Source organism: Chryseobacterium sp. HNCC26DJ238 (assembly GCF_057180465.1).
The window spans coordinates 1-24733 of record NZ_JBXUGI010000017.1 but is presented as its reverse complement, the minus strand read 5'-3'; the positions used below and the strand labels follow the sequence as shown (position 1 = coordinate 24733).

General features: G+C 36.4%; 24 protein-coding genes. 15 read left to right on the top strand and 9 right to left on the bottom strand.

Features of this window, described 5'->3' with window-relative positions; genetic code table 11:
* Positions 1-57 precede the first annotated feature (57 nt).
* The 12 genes from AC2A07_RS15710 to AC2A07_RS15655 all read left to right on the top strand — a co-directional run bounded on the left by AC2A07_RS15710 (position 58) and on the right by AC2A07_RS15655 (position 10440).
* The gene (locus AC2A07_RS15710; protein WP_314497093.1) at positions 58-1251 is read left to right on the top strand and encodes an NAD(P)-dependent oxidoreductase; all 1194 of its coding nucleotides are present in this window, start codon (positions 58-60) and stop codon (positions 1249-1251) included.
* A 19-nt stretch (positions 1252-1270) separates the two neighbouring features.
* The gene (locus AC2A07_RS15705; RefSeq protein ID WP_314497090.1) at positions 1271-1642 is read left to right on the top strand and encodes a hypothetical protein; all 372 of its coding nucleotides are present in this window, start codon (positions 1271-1273) and stop codon (positions 1640-1642) included.
* A gap of 9 nt (positions 1643-1651) precedes the next feature.
* Entirely contained in the window at positions 1652-2422 is a 771-nt protein-coding gene (locus AC2A07_RS15700; RefSeq protein ID WP_484051171.1) for a histidine kinase, read from the top strand.
* The gene (locus tag AC2A07_RS15695) at positions 2400-3110 is read left to right on the top strand and encodes a LytR/AlgR family response regulator transcription factor (RefSeq protein ID WP_484051170.1); all 711 of its coding nucleotides are present in this window, start codon (positions 2400-2402) and stop codon (positions 3108-3110) included. Before AC2A07_RS15700 ends, AC2A07_RS15695 begins: the two co-directional genes overlap by 23 nt.
* Before the next feature lie 338 nt (positions 3111-3448).
* Positions 3449-3838 (top strand): hypothetical protein, encoded by a 390-nt coding sequence (locus tag AC2A07_RS15690; RefSeq protein ID WP_484051169.1) that lies wholly within the window; start codon positions 3449-3451, stop codon positions 3836-3838.
* Between the two features lie 103 nt (positions 3839-3941).
* A complete protein-coding gene (locus AC2A07_RS15685; protein ID WP_484051168.1) occupies positions 3942-6224 on the top strand; it encodes a cation:proton antiporter in 2283 nt (760 codons plus the stop codon).
* A gap of 321 nt (positions 6225-6545) precedes the next feature.
* A complete protein-coding gene (locus tag AC2A07_RS15680) occupies positions 6546-7391 on the top strand; it encodes a prephenate dehydrogenase (protein ID WP_484051167.1) in 846 nt (281 codons plus the stop codon).
* A 134-nt stretch (positions 7392-7525) separates the two neighbouring features.
* Complete coding sequence (locus AC2A07_RS15675; protein WP_484051166.1) at positions 7526-7792, top strand: DUF2089 family protein; 267 nt, start codon at positions 7526-7528, stop codon at positions 7790-7792.
* Between the two features lie 15 nt (positions 7793-7807).
* On the top strand, positions 7808-8035 hold the full coding sequence (locus AC2A07_RS15670; RefSeq protein WP_484051165.1) for a hypothetical protein: 228 nt from the start codon (positions 7808-7810) through the stop codon (positions 8033-8035).
* Positions 8026-8211 (top strand): PH domain-containing protein, encoded by a 186-nt coding sequence (locus AC2A07_RS15665; protein ID WP_484051230.1) that lies wholly within the window; start codon positions 8026-8028, stop codon positions 8209-8211. Before AC2A07_RS15670 ends, AC2A07_RS15665 begins: the two co-directional genes overlap by 10 nt.
* 3 nt (positions 8212-8214) lie before the next feature.
* Positions 8215-8787: a hypothetical protein gene (locus AC2A07_RS15660; protein ID WP_484051164.1), complete on the top strand. Its 573-nt coding sequence runs from the start codon at positions 8215-8217 to the stop codon at positions 8785-8787.
* Between the two features lie 12 nt (positions 8788-8799).
* Positions 8800-10440 carry a serine hydrolase domain-containing protein gene (locus AC2A07_RS15655; protein ID WP_484051163.1) on the top strand — a complete coding sequence of 547 codons (1641 nt, stop codon included), beginning with the start codon at positions 8800-8802 and terminating at the stop codon, positions 10438-10440.
* 55 nt (positions 10441-10495) lie between these two features.
* Here the strand turns inward: AC2A07_RS15655 and AC2A07_RS15650 are convergent, their stop codons facing one another.
* The 7 genes from AC2A07_RS15650 to AC2A07_RS15620 all read right to left on the bottom strand — a co-directional run bounded on the left by AC2A07_RS15650 (position 10496) and on the right by AC2A07_RS15620 (position 17825).
* Positions 10496-11914: an L-serine ammonia-lyase gene (locus tag AC2A07_RS15650; protein WP_484051162.1), complete on the bottom strand. Its 1419-nt coding sequence runs from the start codon at positions 11912-11914 to the stop codon at positions 10496-10498.
* 414 nt (positions 11915-12328) lie between these two features.
* Entirely contained in the window at positions 12329-13675 is a 1347-nt protein-coding gene (locus AC2A07_RS15645) for an ammonium transporter (RefSeq protein WP_484051161.1), read from the bottom strand.
* A 155-nt stretch (positions 13676-13830) separates the two neighbouring features.
* On the bottom strand, positions 13831-14472 hold the full coding sequence (locus AC2A07_RS15640; protein ID WP_484051160.1) for an alpha/beta hydrolase: 642 nt from the start codon (positions 14470-14472) through the stop codon (positions 13831-13833).
* 220 nt (positions 14473-14692) lie between these two features.
* Complete coding sequence (locus AC2A07_RS15635; protein ID WP_314497063.1) at positions 14693-15304, bottom strand: YceI family protein; 612 nt, start codon at positions 15302-15304, stop codon at positions 14693-14695.
* A gap of 78 nt (positions 15305-15382) precedes the next feature.
* A complete protein-coding gene (locus AC2A07_RS15630) occupies positions 15383-15949 on the bottom strand; it encodes a YceI family protein (protein ID WP_314497060.1) in 567 nt (188 codons plus the stop codon).
* Between the two features lie 143 nt (positions 15950-16092).
* The gene (locus tag AC2A07_RS15625; RefSeq protein WP_484051159.1) at positions 16093-17148 is read right to left on the bottom strand and encodes a glucokinase; all 1056 of its coding nucleotides are present in this window, start codon (positions 17146-17148) and stop codon (positions 16093-16095) included.
* A 113-nt stretch (positions 17149-17261) separates the two neighbouring features.
* Positions 17262-17825 (bottom strand): hypothetical protein, encoded by a 564-nt coding sequence (locus AC2A07_RS15620; RefSeq protein ID WP_484051158.1) that lies wholly within the window; start codon positions 17823-17825, stop codon positions 17262-17264.
* A gap of 241 nt (positions 17826-18066) precedes the next feature.
* Between AC2A07_RS15620 and AC2A07_RS15615 the strand changes: the two genes are divergently transcribed.
* A complete protein-coding gene (locus AC2A07_RS15615; protein ID WP_484051157.1) occupies positions 18067-19440 on the top strand; it encodes a DUF1800 domain-containing protein in 1374 nt (457 codons plus the stop codon).
* A 37-nt stretch (positions 19441-19477) separates the two neighbouring features.
* On the top strand, positions 19478-20668 hold the full coding sequence (locus tag AC2A07_RS15610) for a DUF1501 domain-containing protein (RefSeq protein ID WP_484051156.1): 1191 nt from the start codon (positions 19478-19480) through the stop codon (positions 20666-20668).
* Between the two features lie 378 nt (positions 20669-21046).
* Here the strand turns inward: AC2A07_RS15610 and AC2A07_RS15605 are convergent, their stop codons facing one another.
* Complete coding sequence (locus AC2A07_RS15605; protein ID WP_484051155.1) at positions 21047-22057, bottom strand: helix-turn-helix transcriptional regulator; 1011 nt, start codon at positions 22055-22057, stop codon at positions 21047-21049.
* Between the two features lie 112 nt (positions 22058-22169).
* Positions 22170-22502 (bottom strand): HopJ type III effector protein, encoded by a 333-nt coding sequence (locus AC2A07_RS15600; RefSeq protein WP_484051154.1) that lies wholly within the window; start codon positions 22500-22502, stop codon positions 22170-22172.
* Between the two features lie 743 nt (positions 22503-23245).
* Here AC2A07_RS15600 and AC2A07_RS15595 point away from each other — a divergent pair.
* Positions 23246-24640 (top strand): RtcB family protein, encoded by a 1395-nt coding sequence (locus tag AC2A07_RS15595; RefSeq protein ID WP_484051153.1) that lies wholly within the window; start codon positions 23246-23248, stop codon positions 24638-24640.
* Positions 24641-24733: the final 93 nt, after the last annotated feature.

Genomic DNA, 24733 nt, shown 5'->3' with positions numbered 1-24733 from the left:
TTGTTCTTAGAAATCGATTGTATTTTTAATTTTCTGTAAGTCATAATTGAATTTAAAATGAGTACCACAAATATTTTTACTCCTTTTTCCGAGGAAGAATTAATGCCAAAGGAGGAAAAGTTGGAAGTTATAAGAAAAGGCAAACAATTCAGTATAGGAATCCCAAAAGAAACCTGTCTCAATGAAAGACGTACTTGCATAACACCTGATGCCGTACAGGTTTTGGTACAGCATGGTCATGAGATTATTGTAGAATCCGGTGCCGGGCAGGGATCATTCTTCACTGACCTTCAATACTCAGAATCAGGGGCAATCATTACGAAAGATCCAAAAGAAGCTTTCAGCCAGGATCTGATTTTAAAAATCAATCCGCCTACAGAAGATGAAATTGATTATTTCAAACCCAATACCTATCTGGTTTCTGCTCTTCAGATCAATTTAAGGGATAAAGAGTATTTCTTAAAATTGGCAGAGAGAAAAATCAATGCCATTGCATTTGAATTTATTGTAGATGAGTACAAGCAACTGGCTTTGGTAAGACTGATCGGAGAAATCGCAGGAACGGTTTCAATTTTATATGCATCAGAATTATTAGCTTTATCCAACGGGCTGATGTTAGGAGGCATCACTGGCGTACGACCGGCAGAAGTAGTAGTTCTGGGTGCCGGGATTGTCGGTGAATTTGCTACAAAAGCTGCTATTGGTCTCGGAGCCAGTGTCAAAGTATTTGACAATTCACTTTCAAAACTCAGAAGGCTCCACACTCTGGTGGACAGCAGGGTTCCGACATCCATCATAGATCCCAAGGAACTGAGCAAGAGCCTGAGACGTGCTGATGTGGTCATTGGTGCATTGCCAAGATTAAATATGCAGCCGATTGTCACAGAAGAAATGGTCTGCAAAATGAAAAAAGGAAGCGTCATCATCGATGTAGCGATTGACAACGGTAAAGTGATTGAAACTTCCGAGCTGACAACGATGGAAGATCCTTATATCATCAAACACGGTGTTATCCACTGCGGGCTTCCGAACCTGACCTCAAAAATGCCGAGAACAACGACCAAAGCAATTTCTAACTTTTTTCTTTCCTATATCCTGAATTATGATGTAGAAGGTGGTTTCGAAAACATGCTGATCCGCAAAAACGAAATGAAACAGAGTCTTTATATGTATAAAGGCAGACATACCAAAAAAGTGATCTGCGACCGTTTCGGACTTACGTATCATGATATCAATCTTTTAATTTTCTAGCAGATCTCTTAACCGTTATATGAAAAAAATCAAATTCTTTTTAATCGGTCTCGTTCCCGGACTTATTATTGTATTTTTCGTTCTAAATAAAAAAGGCGTAAGCTGCAGCGGATATTTACCGAACAGCCGCGTTATCGCTGAAACCCTTTCGAAAGATTTTACGTATTCTGAAAATTTCAAGGCTGAAATGACTGCCTTGAAAGTGGATGAAAAATTTGTGAAAGACAGTATCATTACTGAAGGAAAAGTAGATTTCGACAGAAGCAACGCACAGAAAAAGCCATGTCCTGATTACTTGATTTCATACCCGAAAGACAATCCGCGTTATGAAGCTACATTTTCTAAATGTGATGAGGAAGCTCAGTTGTTAAGCTTAAAGAAAATAAAATAATCTACTGCGATGGACGGAAATTATTACATGATACACGATTATCTGATTTTCGTCGGTGTATTTTCTATCTTCTTTTTTCTCACCGTCAGTATTTATTTGTTCAGCCAGAATCAGAGTTTCAGAAAAAAAAACACCAAACTCTCAGAAACCAATAAACTGATCGAGAAGCGCCTGAATGAAGTGCAGCTTGAGCATATCGGCACCAAACTGAATCCCCATCTTTTTAAAAACATTCTCAATTCCGTACAGTCCCACGCCTATCAGACTTATATGTCGCTGGATAAGTTAGCGAACGTTCTGGACTATATTTTATACGAAAGCAACAATAAATTTGTAAGCCCGAAAGAAGAATTCAGTTTTGCATTAAGTCTGATTGAAATCAATAAAATTAAAATCAACCCGCTGTTTGACTTCAGAATAAAATCGAAGATTGACAAGTCCGATGCGGTTTATGAAGAAAAAGTTTTTGCTCCCCTGATTTCTGTAGACCTGATTGAAAATGCATTTAAGCACACTGATTTTCTTGCGCCGGATTCATTTATAGCCATTCACCTTGAGCTGGAAAACAGAATTTTCACGATGAAAGTCAGCAACAAAGCTTCGTTAAAGAATGTTCTGGAAAAAGAGCACAGCGGTTTTGGAAGCCAATCACTGGATCAGCGTCTTAAAATGATCTACAGCAGCTTTTACTCCCTTCAGAAAAACTCAAAAAACGGTATTTTCACCGCAGAATTAAAAATTAATTTAGGAGAATTCTATGATAAAATGCGTTATTCTTGATGATGAGCTGCTTGCGATAAGTTACTTAAAACTTTTATGCGAACAGATTGACAATGTAGAAGTGGTAAAAGCTTTCAACGATCCTAAAATTTTCCTCAGTGAAATTAAAAATATAGACTGTAATCTCTGCATTCTGGATATTGAAATGCCGGGAATGACAGGACTTCAGGTAGCTGAACTGATTTCGGATTCAAAAAAAATCATTTTTACCACCGCCTATAAAGAATATGCAGCAGAGGCTTTTGATCTTAATGTGGTTGACTATGTCCGGAAACCTATCAAGAAAGAGAGACTGATTCAGGCATTTGAAAAAGCAGCAGATCTGCTCAGCCCTATTCCGCAGAAAGGATCGATCGAATGGAACAGCAATATAGGTAAATCAACGATTTTCACAGAACAGATCGCTTATATAAAAACTTCAGAAATTGACAGCCGAGACAAAGATATTATTCTGAAAGACGGTACAATCATCGTACTGAAAAACCTTAATTTCAAATCTCTGCTTGAAATGTTGCCCTCCAAATATTTTGCGCAGGTCAACAAAAAAGAGATCATTGCTCTGTCCTCTGTAAAAGTTTTATCAACCAGTGAAATTATCACCACCATTGCCACAGAAAATGATCATTTTTTAAAATTACAGATCGGCGATACCTATAAAGCTTCTTTAATGGAAAGATTCGGTAAATAGGATTGGGTGAGAAACCTTTCTTCTTTAATTCCTCAAAAGCTTTATTGCAATCGTCCTTAGATTTTTGTCTAAAAATTCACAGATTTCATAAATATCGTATGATGAAAAATTGATAACACGCAAATTTTAATTGCTGTCTGATAAAAATTGGATATTCACTGGAAAAATATAATAGATCATTCCTCCATACCTGGTGTTGTAACGAGACCTTAATTCACTCCTGATTTTGAAATGTTTCAGACTTTGTCATTTTCAGTGCAGAATTCAGCCGTTTGATTACATCCGATTAAAACATCTGTTGAGTCAGTTTATTTTTGCGCCAGATTAAATCATGTAATATGAAGAAAACTCTTTACTGCTGTGCAATTCTGACGGCCGGCCTTTGTTTTTCGCAGGAAAACAATTCAAACATAAAAGCTTCATGGGTGGAAGGAACCGTTGTTGCCGGATATGCAGATCATGGAGGATTTATCAATTTTACCGGTCCAAACGTCAGTTACAGACATCACGACACGAAAATAATGATAGGAATGCTTCCTTCACTAAGAATTAAGGAGGATCATTCAACAGGAACAAAAAATTCTCCTGTAATGCCGACACTCGGCGTTGGTCTTGCGGCAGTATATAAAAAGATCGCATTACAGGTTCCACTCTATTACAACAGCAAAACAGCAACAGAAAACGGAAGCTGGAAAATGGGATTGGGATTAGGGTACAGTTTCAGGTAAGTTTCATTACATTATTCTGTGCATTTGTTACATTTCAAAAAAAAGCATTTTTAACATCCGTTTATTCTACAGAAATTTGCATTTAATAAAATGATTAATGATTATGGGGAAATATAAAAATATCATCTTTTACTTCAGCACTATTGCTTTCTTTTCGTGTCTGATGTATTGGTTTTTTATTGAAGGAAAAACACTGGAAGCAGGTCAAAATATTGCTCCGAATAAAGCGACAGGTTCCACGATGTGGGAAAATTTCACAGATTCTTTCATGACCAACCTTCATCATCCACTGGCTCTTTTACTGGCGCAGATTGTGACCATTATCCTTGTAGCAAAATTATTTGGCTGGATTTGTATTAAACTGAAGCAGCCGTCCGTGATCGGTGAAATGATTGCGGGTATCGTCCTCGGCCCGTCCCTTTTCGGACTTTATTTCCCTGAACTTTCTGCATTTATTTTCCCTAAAGAATCACTTCCGAACTTACAGTTTCTAAGTCAGATCGGTTTGATACTTTTCATGTACATTGTTGGGATGGAACTTGACCTGAGTGTCTTGAGAAAAAAAGCACACGATGCAGTAGTGATCAGCCATGCCAGTATAATTTTCCCTTTTGCACTGGGAGTCGGACTTTCCTATTTCATCTATCAGGAGTTTGCTCCAGCGGGAATTCAATTCAGTTCTTTTGCCTTATTTATTGCCATTGCCATGAGTATTACTGCTTTTCCGGTTCTGGCCAGAATTGTTCAGGAAAGGAATCTTCACAAAACAAAGATCGGAACGGTTGTGATTACCTGTGCGGCCGCAGATGACATCACAGCCTGGTGTATTTTAGCAGCAGTCATTGCTGTCGTAAAGGCAGGATCTTTTTCAGGATCGGTATTTGTTATATTGATGGCGATTCTGTATGTTTTTATCATGATCAAAGCGGTACGTCCGTTTTTAATCAGGATTGCCGAATCACAGAAAGGTAAAGGTTTTATCAGCAAACCTTTGGTTGCTGTATTTTTTCTGATTCTGATTATTTCATCTTATGCAACAGAGGTCATCGGTATCCATGCCCTTTTCGGAGCATTCATGGCGGGAGCAATCATGCCGGAGAATGTGAAATTCAGAAATCTTTTTATTGAAAAAATTGAAGATGTTGCGTTGGTGCTCTTACTTCCGCTTTTCTTCGTATTTACAGGATTACGTACCCAGATCGGTCTGTTAAATGATCCCCATCTTTGGAAAATAGGAGGTTTTATTATCCTAACTGCAGTCACCGGGAAATTTGTAGGAAGTGCCCTTACCTCTAAATTCCTAAAAATGAGCTGGAAAGACAGTCTCACGATCGGAGCATTGATGAATACGAGGGGCCTAACAGAACTGATTGTTTTGAATATAGGTTATGATTTAGGGGTTCTGGGACCGGAACTGTTTGCCATGCTGGTCATCATGGCATTATTTACCACTTTCATGACAGGTCCGTGCCTTGACCTCATCAATTATCTTTTTAAAGGTAAAAAGTCAGCACTCGATGATGAAGATCAGCAGGACGATGATGCGAAGTATAAAGTTCTTCTGTCTTTCGAAACAGCGGAATCAGGAAGTACACTCCTTACCTTAGCAGACAATTTTACCCGTAAAATGAACGGAAACAAAAGCGTTACAGCCATGAATATCGCTCCGGTGGATGAACTGCATGCTTTTGATATTGAAAATTTTGAAAAAGAACAGTTTAAGAAAGTTATTGAAACGTCGAATGAGCTCCAGCTTGAAGTCACAACTCTTTTCAAAGCTTCCACCGATATCGAAAGCGATCTTACCAGTATTTCCAATAAGGGAAACTATGATCTGCTTCTGATCATGCTGGGAAAATCAATGTATGAAGGAAGCATTCTGGGAAGACTATTAGGCTTCACGACTAAAATCATTAACCCGGAAAGGTTGCTGAATACCGTTAAAGGAAAAAGCTATATTTTCAACACTTCCCCGTTTGACGACTTTACCCTGCAGATTTTAGACAAGACAAATATTCCAGTAGGTGTTTTAGTTGATAAAGGATTTACCGCAGCTGAAAAAGTTTTTGTCCCCATCTTCAACCTCAGCGATTTTTATCTTCTTGAATATGCCAAACGGTTAATTAACAATAACAATTCGCAAATTATCATTCTTGATGTCGCAGGACAGATCAGAAGCAATATTGAGGTGAAAGAACTCATCAGGAGTATCGAACAGGTCGCACCCAATCACATCACTTTATATAACGAGAAAAAAATTGAGAAGGAATTTCTGAAGTCTCAGGACCTGATGCTGATCAGCAAAAAAAGCTGGCGCAGCCTTATCGACTCCAAAAGTCTCTGGCTTTCGGATATTCCTTCAACTCTCGTAATCAGTAATCCTTAATGGTCAATGATGAATCCTACTCTGCAAATGAAAATCACTTCTCAGAAACCGGCTTTGTAAAAGGATCACCTTTTACTATTTTAATGAAATTAAAAAAAAAATTACTATCTTCGCTTTGTGATTAACAAAAACAGAGCATATTATTATAGAATTTTCACCTCAGATTTGGGATAGAGATTCTTGTTATATAACTTCAGACCTCGTCCTCGGACGGGGTTTTTTTATTTTAAATTAAGAGGAAAAGATATCTCTGTCACTGAAGTGGAATGCAAATGCCGATAAAGATTCAGCGACTGCATCGGACCGTTAAAAAGTATACTTATGAAAATCAGCATTATTGGTGTAGGATTGATCGGCGGATCAATTGCATTAAAGTTAAAAGAAAAAAATCTTGTCGATTTCATTTATGGAATTGATAACAATACAGAAAATCTGAAAGAAGCATTGTCATTACAGATCATTAATGAGCAGGCAGATCTGGAGGATGGAATCAGAAATTCTGATCTGATCATCATTGCCATTCCCGTAGATGCGGCAAGAAAGATCTTACCCAAAGTTCTGGATCTCATTTCTGATTCTCAAACCGTAATGGATGTCGGATCAACCAAAGCAGGAATTGTTGACTCGGTAAAAGACCATCCTAAAAGATCAAGGTTTGTTGCTTTCCACCCGATGTGGGGAACAGAAAATCACGGACCTAAATCTGCGGTTGCACGGAGTTTTTCCGGTAAAGCCGGAGTGATCTGTAACCGGGAAGAATCAGCACATGATGCATTGAATATAGTTCAGAATATTGTAGAAAATCTTGAGATGCACCTAATTTACATGGATGCTGAAGCACATGATATTCATACAGCTTATATCTCGCATATTTCGCATATCACCTCGTATGCACTTGCCAATACCGTTTTAGAAAAAGAAAAAGAAGAAGAAACCATTTTTCAGCTGGCGAGTTCAGGTTTTTCAAGCACCGTCCGCCTGGCAAAATCGCATCCCGAAATGTGGGTACCCATTTTTAAGCAAAACAAAGAAAATGTTTTGGATGTTTTGAATGAGCATATTTCCCAATTAAAAAAATTCAAATCTGCTTTGGAAAAGGAAAACTTTGAATATCTCGGCGAACTCATAGAAAATGCGAATAAAATACGGGGAATATTAGATAAATAGTTCTTCACTTACATCTTAATTAAACTTCTTTCGGGAAGTTTTTTTTATTCAAATTTAAAATAATATTTTTAACTTTATTAAAAAACATTTTAACTTTATTAAAATTATTATTACTTTTACAGAAACAAAACTTAATGAAGTTACCCATTATTTGTCCGAGTTGTGATCATACGCTTCAGGTAAGCCAAATGAAATGTCCGGAATGTAAAACTGAAGTCAACGGAAATTATGAGCTTCCTGTACTTTTAAAATTGGCAAGAGATGAACAGGACTTTATTCTCAATTTTTTTCTTTCCAGCGGAAGTATAAAAGAAATGGCAAAACAGGCCGAGCTCTCCTACCCGACGATGAGAAACAAAATGGATGATCTGATTGAAAAAATAAAAAGATTAAACGGCTAATCATAAATTATATCTATGAAAAGTATACCTGCAAGAATTGATTGGGAATTGATACTTCCTATTTTTCTGATTATTTTATTACCGATTTCTTTGGATGTGAAAAATGGAAATTGGGAAATCGTATTAGTACCTGCTGGAATTTTCGGAGTCATTGTTTTATTAATGTTGACAATTCGATATAATATAGATGCTGAGTTTTGTATATCAAAAATTCAATTTTCGGAACTACATAAATTAAAGTAAATGATATTTACAAAATAGAAAAAACAGGAAACTTAATTTCTTCGCCGGCTCCCCGTATCATCGGGAGAGTAGAAATTTATTTCACAAACGGAATCATCATTATTTCACCAAAAAATTTCAGCGACTTCGAAAATGATTTGCTTAAAATAAATCCCAATATTACTGTAAAAAAATAAAATATGACCTGGAAAACTATTTTTAATCCTTTTGAAAAATTTGACGAAAAGACTTTACTTTTTATAGGTATTATTTTCTTTCTACTTACCATTCCGCTATGCTTCTGGACGAACACATGTTTTATAAGTATCTACAGAATCGCACCGTTTACCACAAATAATTTATATGATTTAATTCTTCCTACTTTTATAAGTTTTGCCACAATGATCATTGTTCTGTTTATACTTGGCAAAATATTTTACCAAAAAACAAGAATAATCGACATCGCAAATGCCGTCCTTATTTCGCAGATTCCTCTTATCATTCTTGTATCTTTTGAAGGAATTGATTTCGTGAAAGTTGCAATAGAAAATGTAGTTAACTATCAACAGCAGCCAACCAAAATATTTCCTTTTGTAGATTTTTTGGTAATGATTTTATACACGATTGCAAATGTGGGATGCCTAATATATAGCATAGCAATTTTCTACAATGGCTTTAAAACAGCAACAAATATTAAAAAATGGCAACAAACAGTGATATTCTGTATTGTAACTTTTGTAATGGTAATGATATGCCAAATACTAAACAACTAAACACCTAATTCAATGAAAACCAAACTATTACTAGTGCTTATTTTATTAGCACAAACCTTTTACGCTCAAGAAATTACAGGCTCGTGGAAAGGAGAACTCGATTTAGGAGGGATGACGCTTCCTCTCGTTCTTAATATCAGTAAAGAAAATAACCATTATGTTTCGACAGCACAGAGCCCGAAACAAGGAAACAAAATCATGCCGGTAGACAAAACAGAATTCATCAATAATGAATTGAAATTTGAAATGAATGCGTTAGGCGCTTCTTACAAAGGACAGTTTAAAAATGATCATTTTGAAGGAACTTTTGAGCAAAAATCAAAGTCTTTTCCTTTAAATCTTTACAGAGATGATGGCAAAGAAAAAACGAAACCAAAAGTTCTGATATCAAAAGACATTAAAAAATCAGGAATTAATACCGCTAAAGTTGATGATTTTTTGAACTACATTACCCAAAATAAACAAGGAATCGGCAGCATTACCATCTTTAAAGAAGGGAAAGAAATCTATCAGAAAAATTTCGGGCAAGATCAGTTACCTAATGTAAAATGGGATTCTAATACCGGTTATCAGATCGGATCAATCAGCAAATTAGTTACTGCAATTATGCTGATGCAATTGGAAGAAAAAGGAAAACTAAGTCTTAATGACAAACTGTCAAAGTATTACCCTGACGCTCCCAATGCCGATAAAATCACCATAAAAAACCTAATGAACCACACCAGCGGATTGGGAGATTATGTCAGTTCATGGTTATTTGGAAAACCTATTGGTGACAAAGCGATTCTTGACACAATAAGAAAACACGGAGTTGAATTTCAACCGGGAGAAAAAGAGAGATATTCAAATTCGGGTTATTATCTTTTAAGCAGAATTTTAGAAAAGGTTGCTAAAAAGCCATACAATGTTTTGTTAAAAGAAAACATTACCAGTAAAGCCAATATGAAAAATACTTTTTCGGTTTTAGACAATCAAAAAAACATCTTCAAATCGTACGAAAATACAACCGGAAAATGGATGGAAGTAGAAGACTTTGACTTCCGTAACTGCATCGGCTTGGGCGATATAACCTCTACAACGTATGACATGAATTTATTCATCAATGCTTTATTTAATGATCAATTCATCAAAAAAGAAACATTAGATAAGATGCTTCCGGAAGGCGAAAAACCATTTGGATTGGGCGTAATGAGAGTACCTTTTTACAATAAAATTTCTTACGGACACGGTGGTGACACTTCCGGAACTCATTCATTGGTTTCTTACAGTCCAACTGAAGAATATTCAATCGCAATGGTTGTGAATGGTGAAAAATTACCTCACAGCAAATTATTTATTGGAATCGTAAGCCTTATTTATGATCACGAATATGAATATCCAAAGTTTAAAGAACTAAAAAAACTTTCCGAGAAAGAATTACAAAAATATGAAGGAAACTATCATTCTAAAGAGATTAAATTAGACTTTAAAATCTTCATAAAAGACGAAAATCTTTTCGCTCAGTTGACAGACCAACCGTCATTTCCATTAGAATATCTGGAAAGGGAAAAATTTAAATATGATAATGCCGGTGTAGAAATTATTTTCTCTCCCGAAAAAAAGCAATTAACTCTTATTCAGAACGGAAATACACTTGTTTTTGACAAGAAATAAACAGGCAAATAAAAAAGATGCCGACGTTTCATTGAAAACGTCGGCATCTTTTTTATTAACATTCCGGAACATTCACTGCAATCGCCAATCCACCTTCGGAAGTCTCCTTAAAACGGTCGTTCATCGACTGTGCCGTTTCCCACATGGTCTGGATTACCTGATCAAGACTTACCTTCGCTTTAGCAGGATCACTTTCCAGTGCAATATTGGCTGCTGTTATGGCTTTCATTGCACCCATCGTATTTCTTTCAATGCAGGGAATCTGTACCAGTCCCCGGATCGGATCACAGGTTAATCCAAGATGATGCTCCATCGCGATTTCTGCTGCCATCAGAACCTGACCGACACTTCCACCCAGAATTTCTGTTAAACCTGCCGCAGCCATAGCTGATGACACTCCCACTTCAGCCTGACAGCCGCCCATTGCAGCAGAAATAGTCGCATTCTTCTTAAACAGTGTCCCTATTTCACCCGCAACCAGTAAAAATCTGGCTATATCATCGTCACTGGTAAAAGGAGTGAATGCCTGTGCATACATTAAAACAGCCGGGATGACCCCACTTGCACCATTTGTCGGCGCTGTGATAATTCTTCCGAAACTCGCGTTTTCTTCATTCACAGCGAGCGCAAAGCAGGATATCCATTTATTGATATTCGTAAAATTTTCTTCTGCATCGACAACCTGCTGAAACCACTCATCTTTATTTTTATAAATTGTATCTCCCAGCAGTTTCCTGTTGATTCCTGTAGCTCTTCTCGAAACATTGAGTCCTCCGGGTAATACACCTTCTTTATTAACTCCCTTATAAATACATTCTTTGATATTTTCCCAGATATTTAAAGCTTCCTGTCTCGTTTCCTCTTGAGTTCTCCAGCTCTCTTCATTGATTAAAACCAAATCTGACATTTTATCGAAACCCAGTTTATCACAGTATTTTACAATATCTGAACCATGATGACAGGGATATAAAGTACGTACACAATGTTTTTCAATAGAGTTTTTTTCCTGACTTGCAATAAAACCGCCGCCCACCGAATAAAAATCCTGAACAAGCTCTGTTCCGTCTGCGAAAACAGCTTTAAAAATCATTCCGTTGGGATGAAAATCCAGAGATTTAGACATATTCAAAACCAGATGATGTCCGTACACAAAAGGGATTTCCTTTTCTCCACCCAAATTCAAGATCTGGGTTTGTTTAATATGACTGACAATATCATCAATTTTGGAAGTGTTAATGGTCTTAAAATCCTCTCCGTTTAAGCCAAGCATTCCTGCAATATCAGTTCCGTGACCGATTCCCGTTTTGGCCAGTGAACCGAAGAATTCCAGAAAAACTTCCTTTACCTCTTCTATTGATTTTTCTCTTTTTATAATTCTTATAAATGCTTCAGCAGCATTCCAAGGGCCCATGGTGTGTGAACTGGAAGGGCCTATTCCCACTTTGATAATTTCAAAAACCGATATAGATTCCATACTTGCTTTTCCTATTCATGAAAGGCAAATATACATGATAAATTTTAAAGAAATGAAGATGATATTTTGTAAAGAAAGAAACCCTGCCAGCGTTTAGAACGCTGGCAGGGTTGGACCGTAAAAGAAATAATCTTTATTAAACATCATCATTTAAGACTTTCCTCATGATGAGAAATATTTTAATGAAAGAAAACCTCTCTTTTGTTGAGAAACAAACACTGCCAGCGTTTGGAACGCTGGCAGGGTTGGATTGTAAAAGAAATAATCTTTATTTAAACATCATCATTTAAGACTTTCCTCATGATGAGAAATATTTTAATGAAAGAAAACCTCTCTTTTGTTGAGAAACAAACCCTGCCAGCGTTTAGAACGCTGGCAGGGTTTAATCGTAAAGAAATTATTCTAATCTAAATATCACCATTTGAGACTTTCCTCATGCTGAGACATATCTAAACCGATATTTTCCGATTCTTCGGAAACCCTGAGTGTTATAATGCGGTTGGTGATTTTATATAAAAGCAGTGACCCGAAAAATGTAAATACAGAAACTAAAACCAAAGCAATCATGTGATGGGTAAAAACTCCGATACCTCCATGCAGAAGGCTTGCGTTTTCACCGTGGGCAAAGATTGCAGTAAGAATCATTCCCATAATTCCTCCTACTCCATGACACGCAAAAACATCCAGAGTATCATCGACTTTCTTCAAAGCTTTCCAGTTCATCATCAAATTGGATACGATTGCAGCAGCAAATCCAATAAACAGGCTTTCCTGGATGGAAACAAAACCACACGCAGGAGTAATGGCGACCAAACCTACAACAGCTCCGATACATGCACCCAATGCTGAAACCTTTCTTCCGTTAATTCTGTCAAAAAATATCCATGTCATCATTGCGGAGGCTGAAGCAATGGTGGTCGTTCCGAAAGCAATTGCTGCTGTTGCGTTGGCGCTTAAAGCAGAACCTGCGTTGAAACCAAACCATCCGAACCAAAGCATTCCCGTACCCAAAATTACGTAAGGAATATTTGAAGGCTCATGGTGCGGATTTTTTCTGCGGCCTAAAACAATTGCACCTGCCAGAGCGGCAAATCCAGCACTCATGTGAACCACTGTTCCGCCTGCGAAATCTTTCACTCCGAAAAATTTGTTTAACAATCCCTCAGGGTGCCATACCATGTGACAGAGAGGGGTGTAAATAAAAAGGCTGAACAGGACCATAAAAACAAGGTATGAAATAAAACGTACCCTTTCAGCAAATGAACCCGTTATCAAAGCAGGGGTAATCACCGCAAACTTCATCTGAAATAGAGCAAATAAAATGAAAGGTATTGTAGAGGCCATTGTTTTGTGAGGGTAAATACTCACATGATTAAAAAACGGATAGGTCAGCGGATTACCGATAATTCCATAATGCTCACCATTAATTTCAAAACCGATTGAGTCTCCGAAGGATAAGGAGAAACCAACCACGATCCATAGTATGGAGATGACGCCCAATGCAATGAAACTCTGCAGCATCGTGGAAATCATATTTTTCTTACCCACCATTCCGCCATAAAAAAAGGAAAGTCCCGGAGTCATCAGTAATACCAATCCGGCAGCTGCTAAAATCCAGGCTACATCAGAACCGACAATACTCTCCTCCCCTAAGAAATCCCCTGTATTTGGAAAATCAACACTCGGTTTCCAAAACAGTCCGCCAATTGCGACTAATGAAATTATTATAAAGGATACTTTCCATTTTAAGCCAACTTTCATATCTATTTTTTGTTGTTTGCAGATTATATGGAAACATACCAAACCATAATTTATTCCCATATATCAAATTACCCCGGCAAAATTAAATATAAATTTCAATAAATTAGCATTAAAAACAAATTAACCCTCATTAAAAATAAGGGTTAATTAAATATTTAAATGAAAATATCTTTCAACAGCTTGGAAACCTCTTTATATTTTGTAGCAGGAAACAGATGGGTTCCTCCTTTGATAATATAATCAGGTTTTGAATATTTGACAGGAAAAACAATATCCCTATCTCCTAAAATCTGAATAACATTTGGATTTTCTTTAAATTTCCATTCTGCAATCCTTTCAACAGACCATTTCAGGTAGTAGGGATCCCGAACTTGAAAGTATTTAATAATTTTAGGATTTTTAGGATCAAAAAAACTTCTTAATTTTGAATAGAAAACAGAAGTCTGATCATTGAAGAGACCGATGGGCAAATATTTTGGAATTTTAGTAAACTCTCCCATTTTGATGAGGCGGGATTTCTCTTTATCAGATTTTATACTGCCCATAATGACTACTTTTTCGGCCGGCTTCAGTTTATTCAGTTCCTGCACCATGATTCCGCCGAAAGAATATCCTAACAGATAAAAGGGTTTGGTATCATCAATTTTCTCAGCCATTCTGCTGACATAATCTGCAAAACTTTCATCAAGATCAGGAATGATCCAGTCAATAAAGATAATTTCATGTTGTTCTGGAAATGTCAGTTTTTCCAAAACTTTGAAATCTGCACCCAAACCACTGACTACATATATGTTCATGTTACTTTTTAATTTTAATCAAAGTCAAACTGTTCTCTAAATACAAAATCCACAAAGATCTTATTCAGACTCTTTTTGTCTATTGTTCGTCTGTAAATGTATTCTCTTCAGCAAAGCTTACTTAATAAATGTCTGTTACTATTATCTATTTATGAATACTAAAATAAAAAATGGACAGCTTAATCTAAGCTGTCCATGATCATTTATGAAAATTTTAACCTTACAAAGGTCTTTCATTGTCAACTTTCTGAGTGGATACTTTAAACTGAATATCCATTTCGTCTTTGATAAAATAATCTTTCAGAGAGTTCTGATAGAAAATCCTGAAATCTTTTCTGTTTAAAGAGAATACAGAAGACTCAATCTCTACTGTAAATTGGGTAATATGAGCGTTTGCAGGGAATGAAATTGTTTTTCTGATCCCTTTGATGGTAATATCACCTACAATCGTAGAATTATATTCACTGTTAGCCAGGGGAATAATCTTTTTCAGATGGAATTTTGCAGTCGGGAATTTTTTCACCTCGAAAAAATTCGTCCCTTTCAATTCGTTGGTCAGTTTTACCTGATCATCACCTGAAAGATCAGCAACCACTAAACTTCTCATATCGATCACAAATTCACCGTCTACAAAGACTGTTTTATCAAAATTAAATTTCCCGCTTTTCAGTTTTAAACTACCATAATGAGACGAAGCTTTGGTTTTAACGACTTTGTGTCCCCACCACTTGATCTCAGAAGTAATCACTTTTGAAATTTTATCTCCTTTTTTCTGAGCAAATACAAATGATATGCTCAAACACATCATCACAAACAATAATAATCTTTTCATTCTTTTTTATTTACAATTCAACAAAAATAAAAAAAAGTGTAGAACTTCTACACTTTTAACAATATTTTTTTGATTAAATTATTTCGCAGTCACTTTTACAAGCATATCGATATCATCTTTCACAAAAACATCTTTCATCGAAGATTTGTAAGCGACATCAAATTTCTGTCTGTCAAAAGAAAATTTATTGGACTCTAAACTTACGGTTCCGTTTGCGTAATTCACTTTTGCAGGGAAAGAAACGGTATTGGTTTTTCCTTTTACGGTAAGATTCCCTGTAACCAGCCTGTTGTATACTTTATCATTGTTTTTCTTAACTGAAGTGATTTTAAAACTTGCCGTAGGGAATTTTTCAACTTCAAAGAAATCTCCGTTTTTAAGGTGACCGTTCAATTTGCCCTGGTACTCACCTGAAAGATCTGTAGCATTGATAGAGTTCATATCTAAAACGAAATCACCTCCTGCAAGCTCATTTCCTTTCATAACCAGATTACCTGACTTCACTTTTACTGTACCGTCGTGCGAACTGGATTCAGTTTTAGCAACTTTATAACCCCACCAGTGAACATCAGAAGTGACTACTTTTTTTGACTGACCGAAAGCTAATCCACCGGCTAAAACTGCTAACAACAATATTTTCTTCATGAATAAAATTATTTAATTATTTATTACTGCAAATGTAATTATCTTATTAATAAATCCATCTTGATGTACATCAATAATCACAAATATTTTCATGACTAAAATCATTTATCAAAAAACTCCGAATTTCTCCGGAGTTGTATTTTTTAATCTTTATAATAAGCGGTGTACAGTGCGGCACCATTGATGCTTGTGCTATCGGTGTTGATCAGGTAGATCGGGATATTTTTCAACATATCCTCCATCTTGTCACTGATTTTAAATTTCTCGTAGAATTTATCTTTATCGATATACTGTCTGATAACCTGGGGAATATCACCGGTAATCAACAAACCTCCGGTTGCCTTTAATTTCAGTGTAAGGTTATTTGCTTCTCTGGCTAAGAATTCCAGGAATGTATCTAAGGCAATTTTGCAGATCAATACATCTTCTTCAACGGCAGCCCTGAAAATTTCTTCCGTGAAATTTCCACTTCCGTTGGAAAGTCTTTCAGAAAGCCATTCCGGTTCAGGATGTCTTTTGACATCTCTCAGAAATCTGTAAATATTAAACAGTCCGGTTTTAGACAATACATTTTCCCAGCTTACAATTCCGTAGATATTATTCAGGAATTGGTAGAACTCTACCTCAACATTGGTTCTGGGAGAAAATTCCGAATGGCCTCCTTCTGTTGCAAAAGGTCTGAGGTATTTCCCGTCAAAGAAATATCCCGCTTCACCCAATCCGTTTCCGGGAGCTAAGATTGCTACATTTCCTTTTTCCAGATGACCGCTGCTGTAAATAGGATCGAGATCACTGTCTTCAAGAAGTGCAATACCATAAGCTGAAGCTTCCTGGTCATTTAACATAATAACATCTTCAAAACCAAATGATTGCTTGTATTCTTCAATATCAAAACTCCAGCCTATTCTTTCAGGATTACTTTTTCCATTCAAAACCGGTCCGGGAACTGAAATTCCAAGGCGTTTAACATTTTCCAGCTGCTCTTCCTGAATAAACTGAGTAAGAATCTCGGAGAAAGCAGAATATTGTTTAGTAGGATAATTTTTCTGAGTTTTAGTTTCAATTCCACCATTACCGGAGATAAAATAAGCGATCGTAGTAACATCTTCACGTAGGTTTACACCAATGATGGAAACATTATCATTACTGCTATTTTTTACTCCCGGTAAAAAAAGTGGAAATTTTGGGTTTAAGTTCATAATCGCTAATTTTATCAAATATAATAATTGTTTTGGTAATCCGTGTCAGAGAAAACAAAACCTTTTCAAAAAATCGAAAAGGCTTGGTTAATAATTAATTATATGGTTTTACATTAATTTCCTAATGGAATATTGTAAGAAAATCCTGCTCCGATACTTCCCACATTATAGTCCTGATTTACGAGATCCCCGTTACTTCCTGAGAATACCTTTTGATATTGAAGGAAAAAATTCCAGTCTCTGTTGTGATATCCGATCTCCGGTTTTAAATAAAAACCACCATCAGGCCTTTCTGCTGTAGAATTCGATGCAACTTTGTTGTCACCTACTAAAAATCCATATCCAAGGTCAGCTCCGAAGTAAAAGCCGGTCTGTTTAGGATAGATTCTGAAAAGTGCAGCTACAGGAACAACCCCTACATCATTATTATCATATCCATTATTGTTTTTCGCAAAATAATGAGTGTAACCCGTTGCGATACCCAGACCAAATCCCGGAGTAATAAGATTCTGATAAGCTACATCTACACCCACTGCTGCAGAGAGGTTATCCGCAGGAACTGCAATACCTGCCGTTGCTCCCACTTTAATCATGTTATTCATACTTGCACTCTGCGCACTTACTAAACCTGCAGTTAATATTCCTGCTCCTAATATTGCTTTCTTAAACATTTTCATAACTCTGATTTTTATAAATTTTACTGAATGGTGACAAGTAAAAATCATGCCAAAACAATTCACTATCCCTCGTTAAAAATCTTAAAAATTTCATAAAATACTACAAATCAATATATTAATTTCCTTATTTATTAAATAGTTGTTTAACTTTACATGATTGATGTTCTATAAATAATTATATTACTGATTTATATGTTTTAACCTCTTATCTATTTCATTATCAAAAAATAAAATCATGATTATGGTTTCTTCATTACTCAACAACAAACACCTTCTGTGGAGGGCAGGCTTCGGACCTGAGACCGGGCAGATTGATAAGCTTAAAACAAGTGACAGAAAAGCTCTTTTACAGGAACTCTTCACTGAAGGAATTTTCACCCCAATCATTTATCAGACTGCAGACATTAACCCTGTTGAATATACAGATCCAAAAGCTACTGCTGCCCAAAAAAGGGAAATTCAGAAAATCAACCAGAAGCAGAATACAGAACTGAATCTTAATTTTCTTGAGAAAATGGTGAAGAGTAAAGAACAGTTGAGGGAGAAAATGTCTTTTTTCTGGCATGGGCATTTTGCAACGAGAATTAACAATCCGAAGTTCAATCAACAGCTTTTAAATGTGATCCGTACCAAAGCATTGGGAAATTTTAAGGATCTGCTGTTTGAAGTAAGCCAATCACCTGCGATGCTGAGCTTTCTCAATAATCAGCAGAATAAAAAGGATCATCCCAATGAAAATTTTGCCCGTGAAGTCATGGAACTCTTTACGATGGGTCGAGGAAAATACACCGAGAAAGATATTCGCGAAGCTGCCAGAGCGTTTACAGGATGGGGCTATGACAAGGAAGGGGTCTTTAATGAGAGAAAAAAACTCCATGATCCCGGCATTAAAACGTTTCTTGGGAAAACCGGAAATTTCACGGGTGATGATATTTTAAATATCATACTTGAACAGAAATCCACAGCAGAGTTCATAACCACTAAAATTTATACTTTTTTTGTCAATGAGAAACCGGATCCTGAGATTATTAAAAATCTCAGTCAGAACTTTTATCAGTCCGGTTATGACATAAAAAAACTGATGCAGGAAATCTTTTCAGGTTCATGGTTCTACGATCCTAAAAACATTGGAAACAGAATAAAATCCCCTACAGAACTTCTTGCCGGAATGATGAGAATACTGCCGATGGATATCCAAACCCCTGAAAACATTACTGTTTATCAAAAACTGCTGGGGCAGATGTTGTTATATCCACCAAACGTTGCGGGATGGCCAAACGGCAAATCGTGGATTGACAGTTCGACCCTGATGCTGAGGCTTCAGATTCCACAGATCTGGTCTGGATTGCGACCTATGGAATATGCTGCAAAAGAAGACGACGATATGGATATGGGGATGAAATCCCGGGAGGCTTTAAATAAAAGCTTCAAAAACCCCAATATTACTATTAACTGGAACGAAGTGGATCAGGCTCTGGCTGAGAAAAAAGCAGAAGATTACCTGATTGTCAACTCAGCTTCTGTAGAAATGAATACCGTACATCAGTTCTCTGACAAGAGTATCAAAATGAATGTAATCAACCTGATGTCAACACCGGAATATCAATTGATGTAGTGCCCGATTTTGAATAGCAAACTTAAGACAAATCCTTATGATTATCAAAAGAAGAGAATTTTTAAAGATCAGTTCACTGGCAACCGCTTCATTACTGGTTCCTAACTTTTTACATTCCATGACTTTAGACCATGCACTGAATCCAAATCAGAAAATACTGATTGTTCTTCAGTTTACAGGAGGGAATGACGGTTTGAATACGATTATCCCCACCCGGAATGACATTTATTTTAAAGAAAGAAATACGATCGCAGTGACCGATTCCTTAGCGCTGAATGACGAAACCGGAATCAACCCTGCGCTTTCTTATTTTAAAGAACTTTTTGACAGCGGTGAACTTTCCCTCATGAATAATGTCGGCTATCCCAATCCCGATAAATCTCATTTCCGAAGTATGGACATCTGGCATTCTGCAAGCAGAAGCAATGAATTTTTAGAAACCGGGTGGATTGGAAGATATCTGGATGAAGAATGTTATCAATGTGATCATCCTACCCAGGCTCTGGAAGTAGATGATATGTTGAGCCTCGCTTTAAAAGGTGAAAACAATAAAGCTTTTGCTTTTAAAGATCCGAAAAAACTTTATCAGACGAGCCAGGAAAAGTATTTCAAATCACTGTATGAAAACGATCATCATCATGATGACGAAACCGTTTCCTACCTGTACAAAACTTTAGGTTCAACCATCAATAATGCTGATTATATCTTTGAAAAAAGTAAAGCGAAAAAATCAACTCAGGAATATCCTGATTCTAAACTTGGAAAAGACTTTAAAACTGTTGCATCATTGATTAAATCAGATATCAATACACAGGTTTATTATCTTTCGATCGGAAGCTTTGATACGCATGTCAATCAAAATGAAAGACAGCAAAAACTATTCGGAGAGATCAATGATGCCGTAAAATCTTTTGTTGCTGATATGAAATCCAACGGACTGTTCAATGATATTTTACTGATGACTTTTTCGGAATTCGGAAGAAGAGTTGCCCAAAATGCCAGCAAAGGAACTGATCACGGAACTGCCAACCAAATGTTCTTTATCAGTGGCGGATTAAAGAAAAAAGGAATTCTTAATGCACTGCCCGATCTGCAGAACTTAAATGAAGGAGATCTGGTCTATACCGAAGATTTCAGGAAAGTTTATGCCACCATTCTCAAAAACTGGCTCAATGCTGATTCTTCAAAGGTATTAGGATGGAAGAACGGAGTATATGATTTTGTATAAAAAAAAACCTTACAAATCAAATTGCAAGGCTTAGGACATAACGTTAATTATTAGTGGGGTGAGGGAATCTGCTTATTCACATCTTTCACCTCTTTTTTTACTGTTAATTTTTTGATTATAAATTCTATTATAATCGGCGTAACCAATGTTAATATGGTTCTGAAAAGTCTTGATCTCATACTATTTATTTTTCAGAATAATTACAATTTCTGCGCCAAAACGCTCAACTCTGGCCAAGATGGATGATGAATGATAGGTAATGGGTAATGAGTAATTGGTAATTAGTAATGGGTAATAGGTGATGGGAAATAGATGATGGATATTCAATTTAAAATTGTTCTTTAGTTTAGATGGTGTCAAACAAGTTTATACAATCCCTCAGTTTGCAGAATCTTCACGGTAATTTTCATTGGCTATCCGTATGCTTCTGGCAATTCTCTGTTTCAGTTTCCTCGGTGCGAGAACTGTCAGGAACTCTCCCATCCCCAAAATCATCCGTTCCAATTCAAAATTGAGCTGTACACAGATCTTAAAAGTCGTTCCGTTTTCATCCTCACTGATTATTTCCTGTGAATGATGAAAAGGTTTGGTTTTCACATAAGGTGCATGCTTCGAAGTGACCACAAAAATAACATTTTGCGGACGCTGCGTTTCTGAAACTGTAGCTCCGATGACTTCTCCAAAATAACGGTCCGCATCAAAATCCCGGTCGATATATTCTGTAACATTATCAATTTCAATTTCCTCCATTCTGTCTAAGGCCAGGTTATAAATTGCCTTCTTGTGCCAGCAGATCAGAAACCAGCGGTTATTGTATTCTTTTAACAACTGAGGATGAACGGTGATGATATTGGATTCCTTTGCTTTAAAACTCTTATAACAGATCTTTAAAACCTTTTTATGCAAAATACTTTCGTACAGAACATCAATATGCTCCAAACCCCTGAGCCGTTCATTTTTATCTAAATGTATAATCGATTTCTGATTCGTTGAATGGATCGAGTCTTCCAGTTTCTGAATGACCCCATTCATTTCCTTGAACATCGAAAAATCTTTAAACTGCTTTAAGATCTGGATGGCATTATTCATTGTTTTCAGATCATTTTCATTGACCGAGATCTGATGAATGCTGTAACCGGGATCACTGTAACGGTAATATTTCCTTTCATAAACCTCGATCGGTGCTTCATAACCGAATTTCTCACTACGCATATTCTGCAGGTCGAGCTGAATGGTCCTTTTGCTTACAAAAGATTCCTTGCCTTCAAATTCAAACAGCGCCTCGGAACATTCATCAATCAGATCTTCCAAGGTGTACTGTCTGTATTTGTTTTTCAGACATTTATCTAAAGTCTTGTACCGGATGAGTGCATTTTTATTGGATGACATAGACTTAGGTTTAGTTTAAGAATAAAACATATAGAATTCCATTTCTTTGACTCAGTGATGATAATTCAAAGAATTTTTGACGGAGTTAGTAAGATTCCGTCATTCTTGCAGGTTACTTCTTTTTCAGAGCCTCACCTTCGAAAGAAACTCCGTCCCAGCCATATTCAATAAAATTTCTGATATTCTGGTGATCCGTCCCTTCCGGATTCTGCAGTACATCTTCTCTGTAAAACGCCCCGAAAAGAGCTAAGGTATCTTCTTTTGACAAATCATTCAGCTTCGCCAGGCTGAACACTTTACATGAACCATTGTTCTGATTTGCCTCATTGACGGTATTTCCGTTCGTGAATTTAGTCGGAGTAAAATCGTAATGCTCATCTACAAATGAAATGACCTCATTAAACTGAATTCCTTCCGCTGATTTTCCTAATTGTTCGAATAACATATTTTTTATTTTTTTTTTTATTATTAAATTGAAAAAAGTCACCAATTTCTTTTAACACATTAGTCACATTAGAATTTTAAAGTTAAATACTTTGAAAACATTTCAGAACACATCAAAAAAAATCTTCGGTTTTTTAAAAAGCTAATGTGCTCTAAAATAACCTCAATCATTAAAAAAAACTAATGTAACTAATGTGTCAAAAAACTAATGTGCCCTAACATATCCTCAATCATTTAAAAGTAAATTGAAAAAGTCACCAATTTCTTTTAACACATTAGTCACATTAGAATTTTAAAGTTAAATACTTTGAAAACATTTCAGAACACATCAAAAAAAATCTTCGGTTTTTAAAAAACTAATGTTCTCTAAAATATCCTCAATCATTAAAAAAAAACTAATGTAACTAATGTGTCAAAAAACTAATGTTCCCTAAAATATCGTCAATCATTTAAAAGTAAATTGAAAAAGTCACCAATTTCTTTTAACACATTAGTCACATTAGAATTTTAAAGTTAAATACTTTGAAAACATTTCAGAACACATCAAAAAAAATCTTCGGTTTTTTAAAAAGCTAATATGCTCTAAAATAACCTCAATCATTAAAAAAAACTAATGTGACTAATGTGTCAAAAAACTAATATGCCCCTTACTGGTAAACATTTCAAAAATAATCAAAAAAAATTCATCTACGCAAAAACATTGCACACTTTAGCAATTACTTTGCACTATCAAATAACATAAACATGAACACATTCAACACAATCAACGGAAACGATTTAATCGAATTAGGTTTCAGACCGGGAAAATGGTTTAACGAAGCTTTACAATATATCAATGAAAATCAACTTGATGAAAACAGTATGACATCTTATCTTGAACAGTTCAGATCACCCGATCCGATTCCGCTTCATGCAGCACCAAAAGATTTCATCATCAACATCAGAGCAGAACATGAAAGCGAAAATGACAACGTGGAAAAAGTCATCAACACGATGAAAGTCCTGATGAAAACCCCGACTTTGGTTTCTGGTGCGATCATGCCGGATGCCTGTCCGACAGGTCCTGAAGGTCAGATTCCTGTAGGTGGGGTTGTCGTGGCTAAAAATGCCATTCATCCCGGATTTCATTCTGCAGATATCTGCTGTTCGGTGATGCTGACAGACTTTGGAAAAGCTGATCCTAAGAAAGTGCTGGATGCAGCCCATTCGATTACGCATTTCGGATACGGAGGAAGACCAAGAGGTGAACAAATGGAAATGTCTCAGGAATTAATGGACGCTTTCAGGGATAATTTCTTTTTAAAAGATGAAAGGCTGATCAGTATTGCCCGTTCCCATATGGGGACCCAAGGTGATGGAAACCATTTCTTATTTGTAGGAACATCAAAGAATACCGGAAACACCATGATGGTGACCCACCACGGCTCAAGAGCTCCGGGAGCAATGCTCTATGATAAAGGAATGCATATTGCCAACCGTTTCAGACAGGAAATTTCTCCTGAAACACTGAAGGAAAATGCATGGATCCCATTTGATACAGAAGAAGGAAAATCATATTGGGAAGCATTGCAGTTGGTCAGAGCATGGACAAAAGAAAACCATGAAGCGATTCATAATGCGGTACTGGAGAAATTACAGATCGAAAAGCAGGACCGATACTGGAACGAACATAATTTCGTTTTCAAAGACGGAGACTTATTCTACCACGCAAAAGGAGCAACGCCGCTGGATGATAAGTTTATGCCGGATATTACAGGACCGAGATTAATTCCTTTAAATATGGCAGAGCCGGTTTTAATTGTTCAGGGGAAAACGAATGAGAGAAATCTTGGTTTTGCACCCCATGGAGCGGGAAGAAATTTCAGCAGAAGTCAGCATAAAAGATCATTGGCTCATAAAACAATCGAAGAAGTTTTTGAAGAAGAAACCAAAGGATTAGATATCCGATTCTTTACGAACGATATTGATATTTCTGAATTGCCAACTGCTTATAAAAGCGCCAAAAACGTTAGAGCGCAGATTGAAGAATACGGATTGTGTGAGGTATTGGATGAGGTGATGCCTTACGGATGTATCATGGCTGGAGATGTTCAGAAGAATGCGCCATGGAAAAAGAAGAAAAAATATAGAAAAGCTTAGATTTTTTGATAAAGATCTTATTTTAAAAATCTTCATACTGTTTATCATTCCGTCGGAATCTCTGCAAAGTTATTTGTGATATTAAGATTCCTA